At 71.6% G+C, this 18,678-nt stretch carries 21 protein-coding genes; 13 read left to right on the forward strand and 8 right to left on the reverse strand.

Annotated elements, in window-relative coordinates:
- The first annotated feature begins 53 nt into the window (after positions 1-53).
- Both D2K64_RS05320 and D2K64_RS05325 read left to right on the forward strand, forming a co-directional pair.
- Positions 54-1,484 (forward strand): nucleotide sugar dehydrogenase, encoded by a 1,431-nt coding sequence (locus D2K64_RS05320; protein WP_238384024.1) that lies wholly within the window; start codon positions 54-56, stop codon positions 1,482-1,484.
- A 50-nt stretch (positions 1,485-1,534) separates the two neighbouring features.
- Complete coding sequence (locus D2K64_RS05325) at positions 1,535-2,689, forward strand: DegT/DnrJ/EryC1/StrS family aminotransferase (RefSeq protein ID WP_120007159.1); 1,155 nt, start codon at positions 1,535-1,537, stop codon at positions 2,687-2,689.
- Positions 2,690-2,695: 6 nt separating this feature from the next.
- Here D2K64_RS05325 and D2K64_RS05330 read toward each other — a convergent pair whose 3' ends face one another.
- The 3 genes from D2K64_RS05330 to D2K64_RS24910 are packed head-to-tail and all read right to left on the reverse strand — an operon-like array spanning position 2,696 to position 4,957.
- The gene (locus D2K64_RS05330) at positions 2,696-3,595 is read right to left on the reverse strand and encodes an aldose 1-epimerase family protein (RefSeq protein WP_120007160.1); all 900 of its coding nucleotides are present in this window, start codon (positions 3,593-3,595) and stop codon (positions 2,696-2,698) included.
- Positions 3,592-4,710: a ketopantoate reductase family protein gene (locus tag D2K64_RS05335; RefSeq protein WP_238384025.1), complete on the reverse strand. Its 1,119-nt coding sequence runs from the start codon at positions 4,708-4,710 to the stop codon at positions 3,592-3,594. The genes D2K64_RS05330 and D2K64_RS05335 overlap by 4 nt, the downstream gene beginning before the upstream one ends.
- Positions 4,711-4,729: 19 nt before the next feature.
- Positions 4,730-4,957, reverse strand: coding sequence for a hypothetical protein (locus D2K64_RS24910; protein WP_162306143.1), 228 nt, complete (start codon positions 4,955-4,957; stop codon positions 4,730-4,732).
- A 33-nt stretch (positions 4,958-4,990) separates the two neighbouring features.
- Here D2K64_RS24910 and D2K64_RS25025 point away from each other — a divergent pair, with 33 nt between their 5' ends.
- The 7 genes from D2K64_RS25025 (at position 4,991) to D2K64_RS05360 (ending at position 11,123) form a co-directional block, all read left to right on the forward strand.
- Positions 4,991-5,296, forward strand: a complete 306-nt coding sequence (locus D2K64_RS25025) for a PAS domain-containing protein (RefSeq protein ID WP_202910492.1) — start codon at positions 4,991-4,993, stop codon at positions 5,294-5,296.
- Complete coding sequence (locus tag D2K64_RS25030; RefSeq protein ID WP_202910494.1) at positions 5,275-6,126, forward strand: ATP-binding protein; 852 nt, start codon at positions 5,275-5,277, stop codon at positions 6,124-6,126. Before D2K64_RS25025 ends, D2K64_RS25030 begins: the two co-directional genes overlap by 22 nt.
- Before the next feature lie 2 nt (positions 6,127-6,128).
- A complete protein-coding gene (locus tag D2K64_RS25035) occupies positions 6,129-6,278 on the forward strand; it encodes a hypothetical protein (protein ID WP_202910496.1) in 150 nt (49 codons plus the stop codon).
- Between the two features lie 77 nt (positions 6,279-6,355).
- Positions 6,356-8,239, forward strand: coding sequence for a potassium transporter Kup (locus tag D2K64_RS05345; protein WP_238384026.1), 1,884 nt, complete (start codon positions 6,356-6,358; stop codon positions 8,237-8,239).
- Positions 8,217-8,879 carry an acetyltransferase gene (locus D2K64_RS05350; RefSeq protein WP_202910498.1) on the forward strand — a complete coding sequence of 221 codons (663 nt, stop codon included), beginning with the start codon at positions 8,217-8,219 and terminating at the stop codon, positions 8,877-8,879. Before D2K64_RS05345 ends, D2K64_RS05350 begins: the two co-directional genes overlap by 23 nt.
- 95 nt (positions 8,880-8,974) lie before the next feature.
- A complete protein-coding gene (locus tag D2K64_RS05355) occupies positions 8,975-10,324 on the forward strand; it encodes a GDSL-type esterase/lipase family protein (RefSeq protein ID WP_202910500.1) in 1,350 nt (449 codons plus the stop codon).
- A gap of 31 nt (positions 10,325-10,355) precedes the next feature.
- On the forward strand, positions 10,356-11,123 hold the full coding sequence (locus D2K64_RS05360) for an alpha/beta fold hydrolase (protein ID WP_120007328.1): 768 nt from the start codon (positions 10,356-10,358) through the stop codon (positions 11,121-11,123).
- Positions 11,124-11,138: 15 nt separating this feature from the next.
- Here D2K64_RS05360 and D2K64_RS05365 read toward each other — a convergent pair whose 3' ends face one another.
- From D2K64_RS05365 to D2K64_RS05385, 5 genes are all read right to left on the reverse strand, one after another.
- Positions 11,139-11,492, reverse strand: coding sequence for a hypothetical protein (locus D2K64_RS05365; protein ID WP_120007161.1), 354 nt, complete (start codon positions 11,490-11,492; stop codon positions 11,139-11,141).
- Positions 11,493-11,554: 62 nt separating this feature from the next.
- Positions 11,555-12,226, reverse strand: coding sequence for an amino acid ABC transporter permease (locus D2K64_RS05370; protein ID WP_120007162.1), 672 nt, complete (start codon positions 12,224-12,226; stop codon positions 11,555-11,557).
- Positions 12,227-12,433: 207 nt separating this feature from the next.
- Positions 12,434-13,114: an amino acid ABC transporter permease gene (locus tag D2K64_RS05375; protein WP_202910502.1), complete on the reverse strand. Its 681-nt coding sequence runs from the start codon at positions 13,112-13,114 to the stop codon at positions 12,434-12,436.
- A gap of 12 nt (positions 13,115-13,126) precedes the next feature.
- Entirely contained in the window at positions 13,127-13,873 is a 747-nt protein-coding gene (locus D2K64_RS05380; protein WP_120007163.1) for an amino acid ABC transporter ATP-binding protein, read from the reverse strand.
- A 95-nt stretch (positions 13,874-13,968) separates the two neighbouring features.
- Complete coding sequence (locus D2K64_RS05385; RefSeq protein WP_120007164.1) at positions 13,969-15,576, reverse strand: bifunctional metallophosphatase/5'-nucleotidase; 1,608 nt, start codon at positions 15,574-15,576, stop codon at positions 13,969-13,971.
- Between the two features lie 151 nt (positions 15,577-15,727).
- On the opposite strand from D2K64_RS05385, the gene D2K64_RS05390 reads away from it, so the two are divergent.
- From D2K64_RS05390 to D2K64_RS05405, 4 genes are all read left to right on the forward strand, one after another.
- The gene (locus tag D2K64_RS05390) at positions 15,728-16,642 is read left to right on the forward strand and encodes a sulfite exporter TauE/SafE family protein (protein ID WP_120007165.1); all 915 of its coding nucleotides are present in this window, start codon (positions 15,728-15,730) and stop codon (positions 16,640-16,642) included.
- Positions 16,639-17,481: a TIGR02186 family protein gene (locus D2K64_RS05395; RefSeq protein WP_120007166.1), complete on the forward strand. Its 843-nt coding sequence runs from the start codon at positions 16,639-16,641 to the stop codon at positions 17,479-17,481. Before D2K64_RS05390 ends, D2K64_RS05395 begins: the two co-directional genes overlap by 4 nt.
- Positions 17,482-17,961, forward strand: a complete 480-nt coding sequence (locus D2K64_RS05400; RefSeq protein WP_120007167.1) for a universal stress protein — start codon at positions 17,482-17,484, stop codon at positions 17,959-17,961.
- Positions 17,962-18,062: 101 nt separating this feature from the next.
- On the forward strand, positions 18,063-18,632 hold the full coding sequence (locus D2K64_RS05405) for a NifU family protein (RefSeq protein WP_120007168.1): 570 nt from the start codon (positions 18,063-18,065) through the stop codon (positions 18,630-18,632).
- The last annotated feature ends 46 nt before the right edge of the window (positions 18,633-18,678 follow it).

The raw sequence follows: 18,678 nt of genomic DNA on the forward strand, positions 1-18,678 counted from the left end.
CCTCTGCCGGCCGCCCTGCCTCGACGAGAGCTTGAGACATGGAAGGTCCGGCATTGCCGCCTCGCTGGTGGGGCCGCGCCCGCGCGGCGGACCCCGCCGCCCCGCTCGCGGAGCCGCTGATCGCCCGCATCGCGGCCCGCACCGCGCGGGTTGGCGTGGTCGGCCTCGGCTATGCGGGCCTGCCGCTGGCGCTGCGCTTCGCCGAATGCGGCTTCGCCGTGTCCGGCTTCGACATCGACCCGGCCAAGCGCGAGGCCATCGACGCCGGCCGCAGCCCGGTGCACGGCATCGACGATGCGCGGGTCGCCGCCGCCGCGATCCGCGCTGAGGCCAGCCCCGCCGCGGCGGCGGAATGCGACGCCATCCTGATCTGCGTGCCGACCCCGGTCGGGCCGCACAAGGAACCCGACCTCGGCCCGGTGCGGGACACGGTGGCGGCGCTGGCGCCCCATCTCCGCCCCGGCCAGGCAATCGCGCTGGAAAGCACCACCTATCCCGGCACCACGGAGGATTTCGTGGTCGCGGCGCTGCGGGAGGCCGGGCTCGCGGTGGGCCGCGACGCCTTCGCCCTCTACAGCCCGGAGCGCGAGGACCCCGGCAACCCGGAGGGCACGGTGGGCCGCGTGCCGAAGCTGGTGGCCGGCGCCACGCCGGACTGCCTGCGCGTGGCCGAGGCGCTGTACCGCCCGGTGGCCGGCACGCTGGTGCCGGTGTCCTCGCTGAAGGCGGCCGAGCTGGCCAAGCTGTACGAGAACGTGTTCCGGGCCGTGAACATCGGCCTGGTGAACGAGCTGAAGCGGATCAGCCACGCCCTTGGCCTCGACGTGCACGAGGTGATCGACGCCGCCGCCACCAAGCCCTTCGGCTTCATGCCGTTCCGCCCCGGCCCCGGCCTCGGCGGCCACTGCATCCCCGTGGACCCGTATTACCTGGCCTGGAAGGCGCGCGAGCTGGGCGTGCCGAGCGATTTCGTGGAACTGGCCGGGCGGGTGAACGATGCCCAGCCCGGCTACGTGGTGGGGCGGCTGCGCGATGCGCTGGATGCGCGCGGCCGGGCGTTGCGCGGCGCCCGCATCCTGCTGGTCGGGCTGGCCTACAAGCCCGGCGTGCCCGACACGCGCGAAAGCCCAGCGGCCGAGATCTTCCGGCTGCTGGACGGGCGCGGCGCCCGCATCGCCTATCACGACCCGCTGGTGCCGCATTTCCCGGCGACGCGCCGGCTGGACGGCGCCGCGCCGCCGCTGCGGAGCGAAGCGCTGACACCCGAGATGCTGGCGGCACAGGACGCCGTGTTGATCGTGACGCCGCAGCCCGGCATCGATTTCGCCCTGCTGCGCCGCCATGCCCGGCTGATCGTCGACACCCGCGGCGTGTACCGCGACGCCGCGGTGTGCACCGGCTTGCCCGTCGGATTGCCCGATGAAACGCGCGGTGATTTCCCAGAAATGGCCGAACCGGCTTATCACGCGGTGATCCAGGCCTGACCCCCGGTTCCTCCGGGGAGGGTTCCTACTTCCCGGAGCGATCCGCAGACATGCCCGACACCAACCCGCCGCCGATCAACCTGTTCGACATGAAGGCGCAGCAGGCGCTGATCCGGCCGGAGATCGACCGCCGCATCGCCGCCATCCTCGACAGCGGCGCCTTCATCAACGGCCCGGACGTGCAGGAACTGGAAGCGCAGCTGGCCGCCTTCTCCGGCGCGAAGCATGCGGTGGGCGTGTCCTCCGGCACGGACGCGCTGCAGATCGCCATGATGGCGGAAGGCATCGGCCGCGGCGACGCGGTGTTCCTGCCCGCCTTCACCTACACCGCGACCGCCGAGGTGCCGCTGGTGCTGGGCGCCACGCCGGTGTTCGTCGATGTGGAGGAAAGCAGCTTCAACATCGACCTCGCCGACCTGAAGCGCCGCATCGCGCTGGTGAAGCAGGAAGGGCGGCTGCGACCGCGCGCGGTGGTCGGCGTCGACCTGTTCGGCCGCCCCGCCGACTGGCCCGCCCTCCAGGAGATCTGCCGCGCCGAGGGGATGTTCGCCCTCGACGACGCGGCGCAGGCTTTCGGGGCTGCGCTGCACGGCAAGCGGCTGGGGCAGTGGGCGGATGCCGCGGCGCTGAGCTTCTACCCGACCAAAACGCTGGGCTGTTACGGCGATGGCGGCGCCATCCTGACCCATGACGGCGACCGGGCCGAACTGTACCGCTCCCTGCGCACGCATGGCGAGAAGACCCGCTACGAGGTGGCGCGCACCGGCATGAACGGCCGGCTCGACACCATCCAGGCGGCGGTGCTGCTGTGCAAGATGACGCTGCTGGAGCAGGAGCTGAAGGACCGCGCCCGCATCGCCGGCTGGTATGCCGAGCGGCTGGAGGGGCATGTGGTGGTGCCGGGCGAGCAGGATGGCGCCACCAGCGCCTGGGGCCTGTATTCCGTGCTGCTGCCCGACGCCGCGACGCGGGAGCGGGCGCAGGCGGCCATGAAGCAGCGCGGCGTGCCTTCGGCCATCTATTACCCGAAGCCGCTGCACCACCAGCCCGCCTATGCCGGCGCCCATGCCGAGGGGCTGCGCCAGGCGCCGCCGCTGCCGGTCAGCGAGGCCCTGTGCCACCGCATCCTGGCGCTGCCGATGCATCCCTACCTGGACGAGGCCCAGGTGGCGCGGGTGTGCGAGGCCTTGATCGCCGGGCTGTGACGCCGCTCAGCCCGCCAGCGCCACGCGCTCCGCGGACATGGGCTCCAGGGCAACACGCCAGGTAAAGGCGCGCGAGCCGGCGGGTGGCAGCACCACCACCCCCGGCTTGCTGGCGAACTCGCCATCCCAGCCGGCCGGGCTCGCCGTGCCCTGCCACGGCTCGATGCACAGGAAATCGGCGCCGTCCGGCTTCGACCACAGGCCAAGATCGGGATAGCCCTCCCAGGAGAAGGTCAGCGCCGGGCCGCCCGGCGCGGCATAGCGCACCGACCGGCTGGCGAGGCCGCGCCAGATCAGCGCATCCCGCGCGAACAGCCCCGGCGCCAGCGTCAGCTCGCGGCCGCGGATCGGTGACGGCTCGCCCTCGCCGAGCAGGCCGCCGGACAGGTAGTGCACCGGCCCCGGCTCCGCCGCTTCAAAGGTCAGCCTGTGCGCGTCCTTGGCCAGGCCGGGCCGCAGCGGCCAGCGGAAGGCCGGATGCGCGCCGAGGCTGAACGGCAGATCCCCCGGGCCAGGGTTGCTGACCGTCACGGTGCAGCGCAGCCCCGCCGCCCCGGCGGCGTATTCCACCTCGAGCCGAAAGGCGAAGGGAAAGCCGCCGCGGCTTTCCGCATCATCCTGCAGCACCAGCCTGACCGCGTCGTCACCCCGCGACAACCAGTCGAAGCGCCGGTCGCGGGCGAAGCCGTGCTGCGTCATGCCATAGGCCCGGCCGGCATGGCGCAGCGTGTCGCCGGCCAGCTTGCCAACGATGGGAAACAGGATCGGGGCGAAGCGCGGCCATTCCGGGCCGGCATTCCACAGATACTCAGTGCCATCGGCGCCGCGCAGGCCGCACAGCTCGGCGCCGCCGGTCTTGATGGTGGCGGACAGGCCGCCGCCGGTGATGCTGTGCTGCTCGCTCATGCGGGGTTCTCCTCGGCGCGGCGCTGCTCATACGTCTTGGCGTGCAGATAGGCGAGGGCGTGCAGCGTGGTGTCGAGGCCGGCCGCCCCGGCTTCCTCCAGCAGGAAGCCGAGGATCGGGTCGGCCTCGACGCGGTGGCCGGCTTCCAGGTCGCGCAGCATGGAGGCGGTGTAGCGGCCCGCCGGGTCGGCGAGCAGGGCGCGGTATTCGTCCAGAAAGGCCATTGTCATGGGATGGCCGCGATGCGCGGCGATGGCGGCGTTGCGCTCCAGCAGAGTGTGCATGAAGGCGGTGCCGCCCGGCGCGCGGGCGATCTGCCCGGTGGAGCCGCGCAGCAGCACCGTGCCCGCCGCCACCGTACCCAGGTGAACCAGCTTGGCCCAGAGCACCCGGCGGATGTCCGGCACCGCCTCGGCCAGCAGGCCGCCCTGCCGCGCCAGCGCGGCGAAGGCTTCGACGCGCGGCGACAGCCCGCCATCCAGCTCGCCGAGGGTGAGGCTGCGCCAGTCCGATAGGTTGCGCACGGTGCCGGTGGAATCGAGGGTGGCGCGGATCTTGGCCACGCCGCCCAGCACCGCCGCCTCGCCAAAGGCGGCCCGCAGCGTGTCAATATGGCCGAGGCCGTTCAACACCGGCAGGATCGCGGTGCCCGGCCCGACCGCCGGCCGGATCGCGTCGATCGCATCCTGCAGGTCATAGGCCTTGCAGGTGAGCAGCACGACGTCCCAGCCGGGCCGCACCTCCGTCGCCAGCAGCGCGGTGACCGGCCGGCGCCAGGCCCCGAACACCGGGCACTGGATCGTCAGCCCGTCGCGCTGCAGCTGTTGCTGCCGCCGCGGCCGCACCAGGAAGGCCAACTCGGCGCCGGCTTCCAACAGCCGTGCCCCGAAATATCCGCCAAGCGCTCCCGCGCCCAGAACCAGCACCCGCATCACCCGTCCGCCATCCGTGAGGGCGCCGATGATGCCGTGCGGTTCCCGGCCTGCCGAGCGATATTCGGCGATGCAGGGATGTTGCGTCCGCCAAAGATCCGGGCGGGCCGGGCAGCCATCCGGCCCGGCTTGCGGCATTCCGGCGTCACCCTCGCTGTTGGGGTGGTGAAACGCGGCGCTCATCGCCCCTTCCGGGTGCTGGTCAGCAGCCAGGAAGGCTTGGGAGCAACTCCTCCAACACGGCGCCACCCTCCGGCGACGCCGGCCCCGAGCACTTCTCGGTCAGCGGCATTCCGTTTCTGCGTCCGGCGCAGAAGGCCACGGTGAGCGAGAGCGGGCGGCTCGGCGCGCAGCAGAGCGACATCGTTTTCGCGGCCGCCGAGACGACCCGCATGCCGATGATCGTCACCAATGCCAGGCTGCCCGACATCCGATCATCTTCGCCAGCCGCGCCTTCCGGGAGATGACCGGCTACCACCTCGAGGAGATCCTCAGCACCCATGGCCGCTTCCTGCAGGGGCCCGAGACCGACCCGAACACCGTGTCGGAGGTGCGCCGCGCCATCCGCGAGCACACGGAGATCGCCACCGAGATCCTGAACTATCGCAAGGACCGCTGCACCTTCTGGAACGCGCTGTTCATCTCGCCCGTCTACACCGCGGATGGCGAGCTGATGTATTCTTCGGCTCGCAGCTCGATGTCAGCCGCCGGCGCAATGCCGAGGACGCGCTGCGGCAGGCGCAGACGATGGAGGCGCCGGGCCAGCTGACCGGCGGCATCGCACATGATTTCAACAACCAGCTGCAGGTCATGGTGGGCTATCTCGGCCTCGTGCAATACGCCCTCGACCGCCCGGATCTGGATCGCGAGCGGATGTGGCGGTCGCTGGAATCGGTGCAGTCGGTGGGGCGCGCCACCACCCTGATCCAGCAAATGCTGGCCTTCGCCCGCACGCAGCGGCTGGAGGGCCGCACGCTGGGCAACCCTGTCTCGCTGGAGCTGCAGCTGCAGCCCCGGCTGTGGAATTCCCGCCTGGACCCCAACCAGGCCGAGGTGGCGCTGCTCAGCATCCTGCTCAACGCGCGCGACGCCATGGCCGCCGGCGGCTCCCGTTGCCAGGTAACCATCACCACCGCCAAACGCGAGCTCGACACCGGCGCGGCCGCCGAGATCGGCAACTTGGCCGCCGGCCGCTTCGTGGAGCTGGCGATCGCCGATACCGGCACCGGCATGCCGCCGGAGATCCTGGCGCGCGTGGTGGACCCGTTCTTCACCACCAAGAAGGAAGGCAAGGGCACCGGGCTCAGCCTGTCCATGGTGTACGGCTTCGCCAAGCAATTCGGCAGCGCGCTGCGCATCGAATCGGAGGAAGCGGTCGGCACCACCGTCCGGCTGTTCTTTCCCGCCCATGCCGGCGAGGAGCGGCCGCTGCCGCAGCGTGACGTCCGGGCGGTCGACCGGCCGGGCAGCGAGGCCCTCCTGGTGGTGGATGACCGGGCCGACGTGACCGAGCTGGCCCGCGTCGTGCTGGATTTCGGCTCTTCCGTGCTGACCGCTTCCAACGGGCGCGAGGCGCTGGAGGTGCTGGACGGCGCCTGAAGGTGCTGCTGACCACCGGCTATGCCGGGACCTCGATAGAGCGCAGCGAGGCCGGCGGCAGCGAGTTCGAGATGATCGGCAAGCCCTATGGGCGGCTGGAAACGATCCGCCGGGTGCGCATGATCCAGGACGGTCCCACCGGGGTCGCGTGAGGCGGCACGGCGGCGCCTCTTGCAGCGCAGCGCCGCGAGGGCCTACTCCTTGCCGCCGGCATCCCCATGGCACGGCAGTGACGAACCAGAACCAGCATCCGGACACGAAGAACACCCTGACCCCTGCGCTGCTGCTCGGCGTGCTGGGGGTGGTGTACGGGGATATCGGCACCAGCCCGCTCTACGCGCTGCGCGCCTCGCTGCTGCACTTCTCCTCCGACGGGCTGGAGAACTGGGAGATCCTGGGCGTGCTCAGCCTGATCTTCTGGTCGCTGGTGCTGGTGGTGACGGTGAAATACGTGCTGCTGATCCTGCGGGCCGACAACCGCGGCGAGGGCGGCATCCTGGCGCTGATGGCGCTGGCGCAGCGGGTCGGCCGCGGCCAGTCCGGCAAGCATCTGATCATGCTGATCGGCATCGCCGGCGCCTCGCTGTTCTTCGGCGACGGCATCATCACCCCCGCCATCTCCGTGCTGTCGGCGGTGGAGGGGCTGAAGGTGATCTCCCCCGCCTTCACCGACGCGGTGATCCCGATCTCGCTCGCCGTGCTGCTGGCGCTGTTCCTGGTGCAGTACAAGGGCACCCACACCATCGGCAGGGTGTTCGGCCCGATCACGGCGCTGTGGTTCGCCAGCCTCGGCGTGCTCGGCCTGATCGAGATCGTGCGCGAGCCGGCGGTGCTGGCGGCGCTGTCGCCCTGGTACGCCATCGAGTTCTGCGTCCGCTACCACCTGGCGGCGTTCATCGCCCTCGGCTCGGTGGTGCTGGCGGTGACCGGGGCCGAGGCGCTGTATGCGGATATGGGGCATTTCGGCGCCCGGCCGATCCGGCTGGTCTGGCTGTGGGCGGTGCTGCCCGCCCTGACGCTGAATTACTTCGGCCAGGGCGCCCTGCTGCTGGCTGACCGCGCCGCGCTGGAAAACCCGTTCTACCTGCTGGCCCCGGATTGGTTCCGCCTGCCCCTGGTGGTGCTGGCCACCGGCGCCACCATCATCGCCAGCCAGGCAATGATTTCCGGCGCCTTCTCCATCGCGCGGCAATGCGTGCAGCTCGGCTTCCTGCCGCGCATGACCATCACCCACACCTCCGAAACGGAGGAAGGGCAGATCTACATGCCGCAGGTCAACGTTGCCCTGTTGATCGGAGTGATCATCCTGGTGCTGTCCTTCCATGATTCGGACAGCCTGGCGGCGGCCTACGGCATCGCCGTCACCGGCACCTTCCTGTGCACCACCTGCCTGGCCGGGCTGGTGTTCCGCCGCCAGTTCGGCTGGTCGCGGCCGGCCGTCGCCGCGGTGGTGGTGCCGATGCTGCTGCTGGATGCGTCCTTCTTCATCTCCAACGTGCTGAAGGTGCCGGAGGGCGGCTGGGTGCCGCTGCTGCTGGGGGCCTGGCTGTTCACCGTGATGCTGACCTGGCGGCGCGGCCGCGACCTGCTGTTCGCCCGCTTCCGCCAGGACAGCCTGCCGCTGAAATCCTTTCTGGCGCGGCTGCCGCAATCCCGCACCATCCGGGTGCCCGGCATCGCGGTGTTCATGACTGGCCAGGCGGATTACGTGCCCAACGCCCTGCTGCACAACCTGAAGCACAACAAGGTGCTGCATGAGCGGGTGCTGTTCGTCACCGTCGAGAACCTCGACATGCCGCAGGCGCCGCAGCGGCGCGAAGTGTCGGAACTGGCACCCAACATCCACCGCGTGATGCTGCGCTACGGCTTCCAGGAAACGCCCAACATCCCGCGGGAGCTGGAAACGCTGCGCGAGCAGGGCGTCGCGTTCGAGCCGATGCAGGCCAGCTATTTCCTGGGCCGCGAAACCGTGGTGGCGGCGGTGGTGCCGAAGATGGCGCGGTGGCGGCAATGGCTGTTCGGCGCGATGAGCCGCAACGCCATGCCGGCCACCGAGTTCTTCCGCATCCCGAGCGACCGCGTCGTCGAGCTTGGCGTCCGCGTCGCCATCTGAGGCGGGGTCGCGCCCACCGCCGCCGCGCCTGCTGCTGATCGGCGCAGGCGGCCATGGCCGCGCCGTGCTGTCGACGCTGCGCGACGCCGGCTGGCCCGATCCGATCGGCGTGCTGGATGATGGCGGTGCCTCCCTGCCGGGCGTGCCCTGCCTCGGGCCGGTGTCGCGGGCCGCCTCGCTGTGGCGGGAGGGGCCGCGCGCGGCGCATGTGGCGCTGGGGCAGAATGCGCTGCGCCGCCGCCTGGGCGAGGAGCTGCTGGCCCTGGGCTTCGGCCTGCCGCCGATCCGCCATCCCTCCGCCGTGCTGGCCGGCGATGCCGAGCTGGGGCAGGGCAGCATCGCCATGCCCCGTGTTGTGCTGGGCGCGGCGGCGCGGGTCGGCCCGCATGCCATCCTGAACACCGGCTGCATCGTGGAGCATGACTGCGTTCTCGGACCCGGCTGCCATGTGGCGCCGGGCGCCGTGCTGGGCGGCGGCGTGCGCCTCGGCGCCGGGGTGCTGCTGGGCATCCAGTGCGGCGTGCGCCCGGGGATCGCGATCGGCGAGGGCGCCACCGTGGGCGTGGGCGCGGCGGTGGTGGCGGACGTGCCGGCCGGCGCCACGGTGGCCGGCGTGCCGGCGCGGCCACGCCCGGGCTGAGGCGCCGCTTCGCAACCTGCCCCTCCCGTGGAATGCTGCCCCCGGTGGCCGCCCGGCAGAGGCGGCCCCGGGTGGAAGCAGGGGAGAAGCACCGCATGAACCGCAGGGACTTGGCGCAGGGCATGATGCTGGCGGCCACATTGGGCGTGCTGCCCGGCACCGGGGCGGGGGCGCAGACGCCCGCGGGACCGCAAGGCTGGGTCACCGCCTGGACCGGCTCGGCCCAGGGGCCCTACCCGATCGGCAACCCGTCCGCCCAGCCGAACCAATCCTTCGCCTTTCCCCGGCCGGAGGAGGGCGCGCGCGACCAGAGCTTCCGCCTGGTGCTGCGGCCCGATTTGTGGGGACGCCGGGCCCGGCTGCGCTTCTCCAACGCCTTCGGCACCCGGCCGCTGCAACTCGCCGGGGTGCATGCCGGGCTGCACTGGGGCGGCGCGGCGGTGCTGCCCGGCAGCAACCGGCCGGTGCGCTTCGGCGGTGCCGACTCGGTCACGGTGCCGCCCGGCGGCCAGATCTGGTCCGACGCGGTGGAGCTGCCCTTCGCCGCAGAGCCGGATGCGGCGCTGCTGTTCGGCCGCAAGCTGGCGGTGTCGTTCCACGTCGCCGGTTCCTCCGGCCCGATGACCTGGCACGCCAAGGCGCTGCAGACCTCATACGTGACGCCGCCCGGCGCCGGGTCGCGCGGCGCGGAGGAGGGCGAGGCGAGCTTCCCCTTCTCCACCGCCTCCTGGTTCTTCCTCGACGCGGTGGACATGACGGCGCCGTCCGGCACGCCGGTGGTGCTGTGCTTCGGCGACTCGATCACCGACGGCACCGCCTCCACCATGAACGGCGACGACCGCTGGCCGGACGTGCTGTCGCGCCGGCTGCACGCCGCGCTCGGCAACCGGGTGGCGGTGGTGAATGCCGGCATCGGCGGCAACCAGGTGGTCGGTCCGGCGGAATACGGGCCGCAGAAGCCCTTCCCCGGCGGCCCCTCGGCGCTCGCGCGGCTGGAGCGCGACATCACCTCCCTGTCCGGCATCCGCAGCGTGGTCTGGCTGGAAGGCACCAATGATTTCAGCCGCAACGGCAATGCCAGCTTCGAGGCGGTGCGCGACGGCATGCGCCAGGGGGTGGAGCGCCTGCGCGCCGCCATCCCCGGCATCCGGGTGGTGGGCGCCACGGTGACGCCGGCACTTGGCAGCAGCAGCGCCGCGCATGGCCATGCCGAGCAGGACGAGAAGCGGAAGGCGCTGAACAGCTTCATCCGCGAGGGCGGGCTGTTCGACGCGGTGGTGGATTTCGACGCGGCGACGCGCGATCCGGCGACGGGCGGGCTGCGGCCGGAAATGGTGCCCGATTCGACGATCGGCGGCCCCGGCGACAAGCTGCACCCGAACCGCGCCGGCTATCTGGCGATGGGCCTGGCGGCGGATCCGCAGGCGGTGCTGCCGCGCGGTTGATGCGGCGGGCGGGCGGGCCAATGTGCAGATCATGGACCGCACCTCCGTCACCACCGTGTTCGCGCTTCACTTCCTGGGCGGCAGCGCCCGCGAATGGGAGGCGGTGGCGGAGCGGCTGCCGCCCAATCTCCGCCTGATGGCGCTGGATCTGCCCGGCTTCGGCGACGCGACGGGCAGCGGCGGCCACGACGTGGCCGCCATGGCCGACCATGTCGCCGGCCAGATCCGCGCCCAGGCACCGCGCCGCTGGATGCTGGCCGGGCACAGCATGGGCGCCAAGGTGGCCGCCGCCATTGCCCGGCGGGCCGAGGACGGCGCGCCCGGCTTGTCCGGGCTCGCCGGGCTGGTGACGCTGGCCGGCTCGCCACCCTCGCCGGAGCCGATGGCGGAGGAACGGCGGCGGCGCATGCTGGGCTGGTTCGCCGGCCCGGCGGAGCAGTCTCGCGCCGAGGCGGAAGGCTTCATCGACGCCAACACCGCGAGCCGCCTGCCGGACCCATTGCGGGAGCTGGCGGTGGAGGATGTGCTGCGCGCCGACCGGGCCGCCTGGATGGCTTGGCTGGAACGCGGCTCGCGCGAGGACTGGTCCCGCCGCATCGGGCTGCTGAACACCCCGGCGCTTGTTCTGGCGGGGGAGGCGGACAGTGACCTGGGGCCGGATGCGCAGCGCCGCCTGATGGCGCCCTATTTCAACGCCGCGAAGCTCGCCACCGTGCCGGGTGCCGCGCACCTGTTGCCGCTGGAAGCGCCGGACGCGGTGGCGGAGCTGATCGGAGGCTTCGCCCGTCGGGCCGGCTGAGGCCCGCCTCAGCCGTCAGCCGTTCCGCCAGAACTGCCACGCCGTTCCCAGCAGGCCGGCCACGATCAGCAATAAGCAACAGCCTTTGAAGAAGCGCAGCTCAGCCCGGTTGTTCCGCCGTGCCGCAGCCCGGTCGGCCCGCGCTTCCAGCGACGCTGGCGGCTGTTGGCGGGCGTGGAACACGGCCAGGCTCCAGACGGGCACCTGGTCCGACAGCTCCGCGCGGGTGCACACCAGAAGCAACAGCAGCCCCAGGATCATCACGCCCGGGAAGCCCAGTAGCCACGCCACCAGGATGGCCAGCGCGGCGAGGCCGGCCAGCGCCGCCCAGGCGAGAAGTTGCGCCAGCCGGCGCGATGATGGGTCCATGATGGCGGCTCCGCAGCACCGGCCCAGGCTGGCACAGGCTGCGGCCGGGCGGGCGGCTTTCCTCAGCGCCCGGCCAGGGCCCGGTTTTCCAGCCGGGACACCAGCCGCACCACCGGCCAGAGCAGCAGGAAATAGGCCAGCGCCGCCGCCACGATGGGCGTCGCGTTGTAGGTGGCGTTCTGCGCCTGGCGCGCCTGGAACAACAATTCCGGCAGGGCAACCACGGACGCGATGGAGGTCAGCTTCACCACCTCCAGCGTGTTGCTGACCAGATCGGGCAGAACGTTGCGCACCGCCTGCGGCAGCACGACGTGGCGCAGCGTCTGGCCGCGGCTGAGCCCGGTGGAGCGCGCCGCCTCCATCTGGCCGCGCGGCACGCTCTCGATGCCGGCGCGGAACACCTCGCCGTAATAGCTGCCGGTGTTGAGCAGGAAGCCCAGCGCCACCGCGCCCCAGGCGCCCACATCGATCCCGGCGAAGGGCAGCCCGGCATACAGGAACACCAGCAGCACCAGGGGCGGGATGGCGCGGAAGACATCGGTCCAGCCCGCCGCCAGCAGCCGAACGAGGCGCGGGCCGGAGGTGGACAGCAGCGCCAGCACCACGCCGCCCGCGAGGCCGAGCGGCACCGTCATGGCCGACAGCGCCAGGGTATAGAGGAAGCCGCGCCACAGGATCGGCCAGGCCTGGGTGACGATGTCCCAGTTCAGGAAGGCGAACAGGAAGTCTTCCATGAGTGCTCGGCTAGCCTTTCACGGTGCGGTTCACGCTCTGCTCCTTGCTTCACTGCGCTGCTTGCGACCGCATGGTCGGGTTTCCAGCCATGCGGTTCACGCTCTGCTCCTCGCTTCGCTGCGCTGCTTGCGACCGCATGGTCGGGTTTCCGGCCATGCGGTTCACGCTCTGCTCCTCGCTCCGCTGCGGTGCTCGCGACCGCATGGTCAGCGCTTCCAGGCGAAGCGCGTCTCGATCCAGCGGCCGAGCGCGACGACGGGAATGAACAGCACCAGATAGGCGATCGCCCCCAGCGTCAGCGGCGACGGGTTGGCCGAGAACGACATGGCGCTCTGCGAGGCGCCGAGGATCTCGGCCACGCCCACCACCGAGCCGAGCGCGGTGCCCTTGGTGATGGCGATGGTGCGGTTGGTCAGCGGCGGCACGGTGATGCGCAGCGCCTGCGGCAGCACCACCATGCGCAGCGTCTGCAGAAAGGAAAGCCCGGTGGAGCGTGCCGCCTCCCACTGGCCCTTCGGCACGGCGGTGATGCCGGCCCAGAAGATCTCCTCGGAAAACGCCATCAGCACCAGGGTCAGCGACAGCCAGGTGGCGGCGAAGCCGGAGATCGACAGCCCCGCCGCCGGCAGGCCGAAGAACAGCAGCACGATGATGACCAGCGGCGGCAGGGCGCGGAACACGTCCACGGTGAAGATGATCGCCCAGTTCAGCACGCGCAGCCCGAAGGAACGGATCACCGCCAGCGCCAGCCCGAGGGCGAGGCCGCACACCACGATCAGCAGCGCCAGCACCACGGTCAGGCCGAGCCCCTGTGCCACCAGCGGCAGGTACTGCGCCATGACCTTCAGGTTGAAGAAGGAGAAGATGAAACTGTTCAGCGCGTCCATGGCGATCCGGCCTCAATGCCGGTCGATCTGGCGGATAAAGGCGCGGGTGCGCTCGTGCCGGGGCGCGTCGAAGATCTGCGCCGGCGGTCCTTCCTCCAGCTTCTGGCCATCGGCCATGAACACCACGCGGTCGGCGGCGGCCTTGGCAAAGGCCATCTCGTGGCTCACCACCACCATGGTCATGCCGTCCTGCCGCAGCTCGCGCATCACGTTCAGCACGCCGCCCACCAGCTCGGGGTCCAGCGCGCTGGTCGGCTCGTCGAACAGCATCACCCGCGGCTCCAGCGCGATGGCGCGGGCAATGGCGACGCGCTGCTGCTGGCCGCCCGAGAGCTGCGCCGGGTAATGGTCCATCCGCTCCGCCAGGCCGACGCGGTCGAGCGCGCGGGCGGCGAGCTGGGCCGCCTGGTCCTTGTCCTGGCCCAGCACCTTGCGCAGCGCCAGCATGACGTTGGCCCGCGCGGTCATGTGCGGGTACAAGTTGAAGCTCTGGAACACCATGCCGATGCGCCGCCGCGCGGCGTTGAGGTCGGTCTTCGGGCTCAGCAGCTCGATGCCGTCGACCTGGATGGAGCCGTCATCCGGCTCCTCCAGCCGGTTCAGGCAGCGCAGCAGGGTGGATTTGCCGGAACCCGAGGGGCCGATGATGAACACCAGCTCGCGCTCGGCGACGCTGAGATCCACGCCCTTCAGCACCGCCAGCCCGCCGAATTTCTTCCAAAGGCCACGGGCATCGATGATCGGGGGCGAGTGGGTCATCGGACCTCCTGAACGCGGCGCAAGGGGCGCCTATAGCGGGTCCGGCCCGCGGGGCGAATGGCCAAGGCCGCGGCGTGCCGGATTCCGGCACGCCGTTATCGCCGCTCGATCCGCCCGTCGAGGCGCGAGCGGGAGGCGCCCTCCAGCCGGATATAGGCCGCCACCACATCCTCCAGCGGCGGGCCGTTGTCGTAGGAATCCAGCGCCTTGTCGCGGAACGGCGTATAGCCGTCGCCGCCGCGGCGGGTGAAGTTGTTGGTCACCACGCGATAGACGCGCTCCGGGTCGAGCGGCTTGTAGCCATCGCCGTCCCGCACGCTGACGGAGCGGACGCGCTGTCCGGCCGGCGCGGCGGGATCGAAGCCGTAGCGCAGCCCGCCAACCTGGGCGAAGCCGCCGCCATTTTCGGCATAGCGACCGAGGCCGATCTCCAGCGCCTGCCGCAGGTCGCTGCCGCGGATGGTCAGCGTGGCCAGCGTGTTGCCGAAGGGCAGCACCTCCAGCACGTCGCCCAGCGATACCTGCCCCTGCGGCAGCCCGGCGCGCAGCCCGCCACCATTGGTCACCGCCACCTCGGCGCCCGGCACCGCGGCCAGCATGGCGTCGGCCACCAGATTGCCGAGGCCGCATTCGCCCTTGCGGCACTCGCTGTTGGACAGCGCCACCGGACTCTGCCCCACCGGGCGCGCGCGTAGCTCGGCCAGCGGCTTGCCATAGCCGGCCACCAGCGCGGCGACGGAGGCGTCCTCGGCCAGCTCCGGCGTGACCGGCAGCACCCGCCCGCCCTGCGCCAGGATCCTGCCATCCGGCGCGAGATCGAGGTCGAGCCGGCCGAGCCAGCGGCCATAGGCGCCGGCCTGCACGATGCGCACCGCGCGGTCGGGTCCGTCCACCATCACGGGGGAAGAGCCTTCCGCCTCCGGCAGGCCGTTGCCCAGCAGGGTGTGCGAGTGGCCGCCGACGATCAGGTCGATGCCGGGCACGGCGGCGGCGAGGCGCTGGTCCGGCACCAGCCCCAGATGCGACAGCACCACGATCGTGGCCGGGCCCCCGGCGCGGATCGCGGCGCTCGCGCGCAGCGCCGCCTCCCGCGCGTCGGTGAAGGCCACGGTGGGGCCGGGGGAGGAGGCTTCCGGCGTGGTCTCCGTGGTCAGGCCGATCAGGCCGATGCGCTGCTCGCCGTGGCGGAACACGGCGTGGCTGCCGATCCGGCCCTGCAGCAGCGGCTCGCGACTGACGTCCAGATTGGCCGAGAGCAGCGGGAAATCCACCAGCGCCGCGTAATCCGCGAGCCGCTGCGGCCCGCCGTCGAATTCGTGGTTGCCGAGCGTCATGGCGTGGGTGCGGTTGGCGCGCTGCACCGCCGCCTCGGTCCGGCCGTTGTGCGCCGTGTGGTACAGGCTGCCGGTGAACTGGTCGCCGGCATCGAGTCGCAGCACGCCGCGGCCCTCGGCGCGCGCCTCGGCCTCCAGCATGCTCCAGCCGCTGGCCAGCCGGGCCGAGCCGCCGACGCAGGGCCGACCTTCGCGGCAGGTGCCGCCGGTGGGCTGCTGCCCGTCATGCTTGGCGTGGAAGTCGTTCAGGTGCAGCAGGCTGACCCGCGATCCGATCCCCTGCGCACGGGTCCCGCGCAGCGCCGGAATGGCCAGGGGAACGGCGAGGCTTGTGGCCAGCAGGGCACGGCGGGACAGCAAGGCGCGCATCGGCAGCAATTCCCCGTTGGAGGCACAGAACTCTCTCGATACGCATGCTTTAGCCCAAGACTTGCCGTATTCGGAATGTCCCTTGTGCGAACCGGCCGGCGGGCGGCGGCCCGCCGGTCGTCCTGTTGCTGGCTGTGAGACTGGAACCACCATGCAGGTCTACCTGCCAATCGCCGAGATGTCGGTCGATGCGACGCTGCTGTTGGGCATCGGCTTTGGCGTGGGGTGGCTTTCCGGCCTGTTCGGGGTGGGCGGCGGCTTTCTGCTGACCCCGCTGCTGATCCTGGTCGGCATTCCCGCGCCGGTGGCGGTGGCCTCGGGCGCCAATCAGACGCTGGGCGCCTCGGTGTCCGGGCTGATCGCGCAGTGGCGGCGCGGCAATGTCGACCCGCGCATGGGGCTGGTGCTGCTGGTGGGCGGCTTCATCGGCTCGGCCATGGGGGTTGAGCTGTTCGCCTGGCTGCGCCGCCAGGGCCAGGTCGATCTGGCCGTCTCGATCTTCTACATCGTGGTGCTGGGCAGCGTCGGCGCGCTGATGGTGCGCGAAAGCGTGCGCGCCATCCTGCGCCGCCGCCGCTCCGGCGGCCCGGCGCGGCTGCACGCCCACATGTGGATGCACGGCCTGCCGTTCAAACTGCGCTTCCGCAAGTCGCGCCTCTACATCTCGGTAATCCCGCCCATGCTGGTGGGGCTCGGCATCGGCGTGCTGTCGGCGGTGATGGGCGTCGGCGGCGGCTTCATGCTGGTGCCGGCGATGATCTACCTGCTGGGGATGCCCACCTCGGTGGTGATCGGCACCTCGCTGTTCCAGGTGGTGTTCGTCGCCGCCAACGTGACGCTGCTGCAGGCGGTGCAGACCGGCAGCGTCGACATCGTGCTGACCCTGCTGCTGCTGCTGGGCGGCGTGGCGGGCGCGCAGTTCGGCGCTGCCATGGGCACGCGGCTGCGGGGCGAGGAAACCCGCGCCCTGCTCGGCCTGCTGGTGCTCGGCGTGGCGCTCAGCCTGCTGTGGGGCTTGGTGGCGACGCCGGACAGCCTGTTCGCCATCGGCCCGATCCCGACATGAGGCGCGCGAGGCGCGTTCTGCTGGCGCTGCTGCTGGGCCTCGGCATCGCTTCGGGCGCGCATCCCGCCCTGGTGCGGCCCCTGGCGGCGCAGCCCGCGCCGGCAGCCCCCCTGCCGCCGCCCCCGCCGCCCGCGCCGGGCAATCCGGCGGCCGCGCGCCCGCCCCTGGTGGCCGAGCTGTCGCAGGAGCGGGTGGACATCACCACCGGCTTCAGCGGCACCGAATTGCTGGTGTTCGGCGCCACCGAGCGGTTGCTCGGCGGGGAAGGCGGCGACGACGTGCTGGTGGTGGTGCAGAGCGGCGCCGAGCCGATGATCGTGCGGCGCAAGATCCGTGTGCTCGGTCTCTGGCTGAACGGCCCTTCCGCCCGCTTCCGGCAGGTGCCGGGCTTCTACCTGATGGCCGGAACCCGCCCGCTGCGCGAGATGCTGCCGCCGGAGGAACGGGAGGCCAAGCGGCTCGGCGTCGACCACCTGCCGCTGCAGTCGCTCGGCATCCAGGATCCGGCTTACCGCCAGGCCCTGCTGCAGTTGAAGCAGAGCGCCCGCCTCTGGCACGAGGAGGAGGAGGCGGTGCAGATTTCCGGCGCCCGGCTATTCCGCGCCCGCCTGCCGCTGCCCGCCGCCACCGACACCGGCGACTACCAGGTGCAGGTGCTGCTGGTGCGTGCCGGCCGCGTGGTGGCGCGGCAGGAGCTGGGCTTCCGGGTGGAGCGGGTCGGCGCCGCCGCGCGCATCGCCGATGTGGCAGCCACCGAGCCCGTGTTGTACGGTCTGGCCTGCATTCTGTTGGCCGCCTTCGCCGGCTGGCTCGGCAGCGTGCTGTTCCGGAGGGGATGAATGCCCGAAGCTGCGCGGCGCGACCGTGTTTTCCTGGTGATGGTGGATGACAGCCAGGAGCGGCGCGTCGCCATGCGCTACGCCTGCCTGCGGGCGCGCAATGGCGGCGGCCGCGTCGCCCTGCTGCGGGTGATCGAGCCGGAAGGCACGGTGGAATGGGCCGGCGTCGGCGCCATGCTGCAGGAGGAGCGGCGCGAGGAAGCCGAGAAGCTGCTCTCCGCCTTGGCCGCCGAGGTGCAGGAGATCACCGGCGGCCTGCCGATCCTGCTGATCCGCGAGGGCGAGACGCGTGACGAGCTGCTGGCCCTGCTGGAGGAGGATCCGCGCCTGTCGATCCTGATCCTGGCATCGGGCGTCAATGGCGGCGGGCCCGGGCCGCTGATTACCGCGCTGACCGGCCGCTACGCGCCGCGGCTGCGGGTGCCGCTGACCATCGTGCCCGGCAACCTGGATGACGTGGAGCTGGCCCGCGTCACCTGAGGGCGGGCGGTGCCGCGGCCCTTTGCGGTTGCAGCGGCGCGCCGGATGTCCCACATCCCATGCGGACCGGATACCCGACCTTCACGCACGGAAAAGCGCTCATGTTCATTGAAACGGAATCCACGCCCAATCCCGCCACGCTGAAGTTTCTGCCTGGCCAGGACGTGATGGGCGCCGGCGGCACTGCCGACTTCACCTCGGCCGAGGCGGCGTCCCGTTCTCCGCTGGCCGAGCGGTTGTTCGCCCTGGATGGCGTGGCCCGCGTCTTTCTCGGCGCCGACTTCGTCACCGTCAGCAAGACGGCCGGAACCGAGTGGGAGGCGCTGAAGCCGCAGGTGCTGGCGCTGCTGATGGAGCACCTGATGGCGGGCCGCCCGGTGTTGCTGGGGCAGGAGTTCACCGACGAGGCGGTGGAAGAGGACAGCGATCCCGCCGATGCCGAGATCGTGGCCCAGATCAAGGAGCTGCTGGACACCCGCGTGCGTCCGGCGGTGGCCGGCGACGGTGGGGACATCGTGTTTCGCGGCTTCCGCGACGGCATTGTCAAGCTGCATCTGCAGGGTGCCTGCTCGGGCTGCCCGTCCTCGCGCGCCACGCTGAAGCATGGCGTCGAGAACATGCTGCGCCACTACGTCCCCGAGGTGGTGGCGGTGGAACAGGTCGAGGTCTGATCCGGCCGCTTCCGCGGCGGGGCCAGTGCCCCGCCGCGGCCCCGCT

The sequence above is a fragment of the Teichococcus vastitatis genome, from assembly GCF_003604215.1.
In the GTDB taxonomy this organism is placed as follows: domain Bacteria; phylum Pseudomonadota; class Alphaproteobacteria; order Acetobacterales; family Acetobacteraceae; genus Pseudoroseomonas; species Pseudoroseomonas vastitatis.

Coding starts and splice junctions, on each gene's coding strand:
- D2K64_RS05325 (WP_120007159.1), top strand. CDS start 1,535: ATGCCCGACACCAACCCGCCGCCGATCAACCTGTTCGACATGAAGGCG.
- D2K64_RS05330 (WP_120007160.1), bottom strand. CDS start 3,595: ATGAGCGAGCAGCACAGCATCACCGGCGGCGGCCTGTCCGCCACCATC.
- D2K64_RS05335 (WP_238384025.1), bottom strand. CDS start 4,710: ATGAGCGCCGCGTTTCACCACCCCAACAGCGAGGGTGACGCCGGAATG.
- D2K64_RS24910 (WP_162306143.1), bottom strand. CDS start 4,957: ATGTCGGGCAGCCTGGCATTGGTGACGATCATCGGCATGCGGGTCGTC.
- D2K64_RS25025 (WP_202910492.1), top strand. CDS start 4,991: ATGACCGGCTACCACCTCGAGGAGATCCTCAGCACCCATGGCCGCTTC.
- D2K64_RS25030 (WP_202910494.1), top strand. CDS start 5,275: ATGGAGGCGCCGGGCCAGCTGACCGGCGGCATCGCACATGATTTCAAC.
- D2K64_RS05355 (WP_202910500.1), top strand. CDS start 8,975: ATGAACCGCAGGGACTTGGCGCAGGGCATGATGCTGGCGGCCACATTG.
- D2K64_RS05360 (WP_120007328.1), top strand. CDS start 10,356: ATGGACCGCACCTCCGTCACCACCGTGTTCGCGCTTCACTTCCTGGGC.
- D2K64_RS05365 (WP_120007161.1), bottom strand. CDS start 11,492: ATGGACCCATCATCGCGCCGGCTGGCGCAACTTCTCGCCTGGGCGGCG.
- D2K64_RS05370 (WP_120007162.1), bottom strand. CDS start 12,226: ATGGAAGACTTCCTGTTCGCCTTCCTGAACTGGGACATCGTCACCCAG.
- D2K64_RS05375 (WP_202910502.1), bottom strand. CDS start 13,114: ATGGACGCGCTGAACAGTTTCATCTTCTCCTTCTTCAACCTGAAGGTC.
- D2K64_RS05380 (WP_120007163.1), bottom strand. CDS start 13,873: ATGACCCACTCGCCCCCGATCATCGATGCCCGTGGCCTTTGGAAGAAA.
- D2K64_RS05385 (WP_120007164.1), bottom strand. CDS start 15,576: ATGCGCGCCTTGCTGTCCCGCCGTGCCCTGCTGGCCACAAGCCTCGCC.
- D2K64_RS05390 (WP_120007165.1), top strand. CDS start 15,728: ATGCAGGTCTACCTGCCAATCGCCGAGATGTCGGTCGATGCGACGCTG.
- D2K64_RS05395 (WP_120007166.1), top strand. CDS start 16,639: ATGAGGCGCGCGAGGCGCGTTCTGCTGGCGCTGCTGCTGGGCCTCGGC.
- D2K64_RS05400 (WP_120007167.1), top strand. CDS start 17,482: ATGCCCGAAGCTGCGCGGCGCGACCGTGTTTTCCTGGTGATGGTGGAT.
- D2K64_RS05405 (WP_120007168.1), top strand. CDS start 18,063: ATGTTCATTGAAACGGAATCCACGCCCAATCCCGCCACGCTGAAGTTT.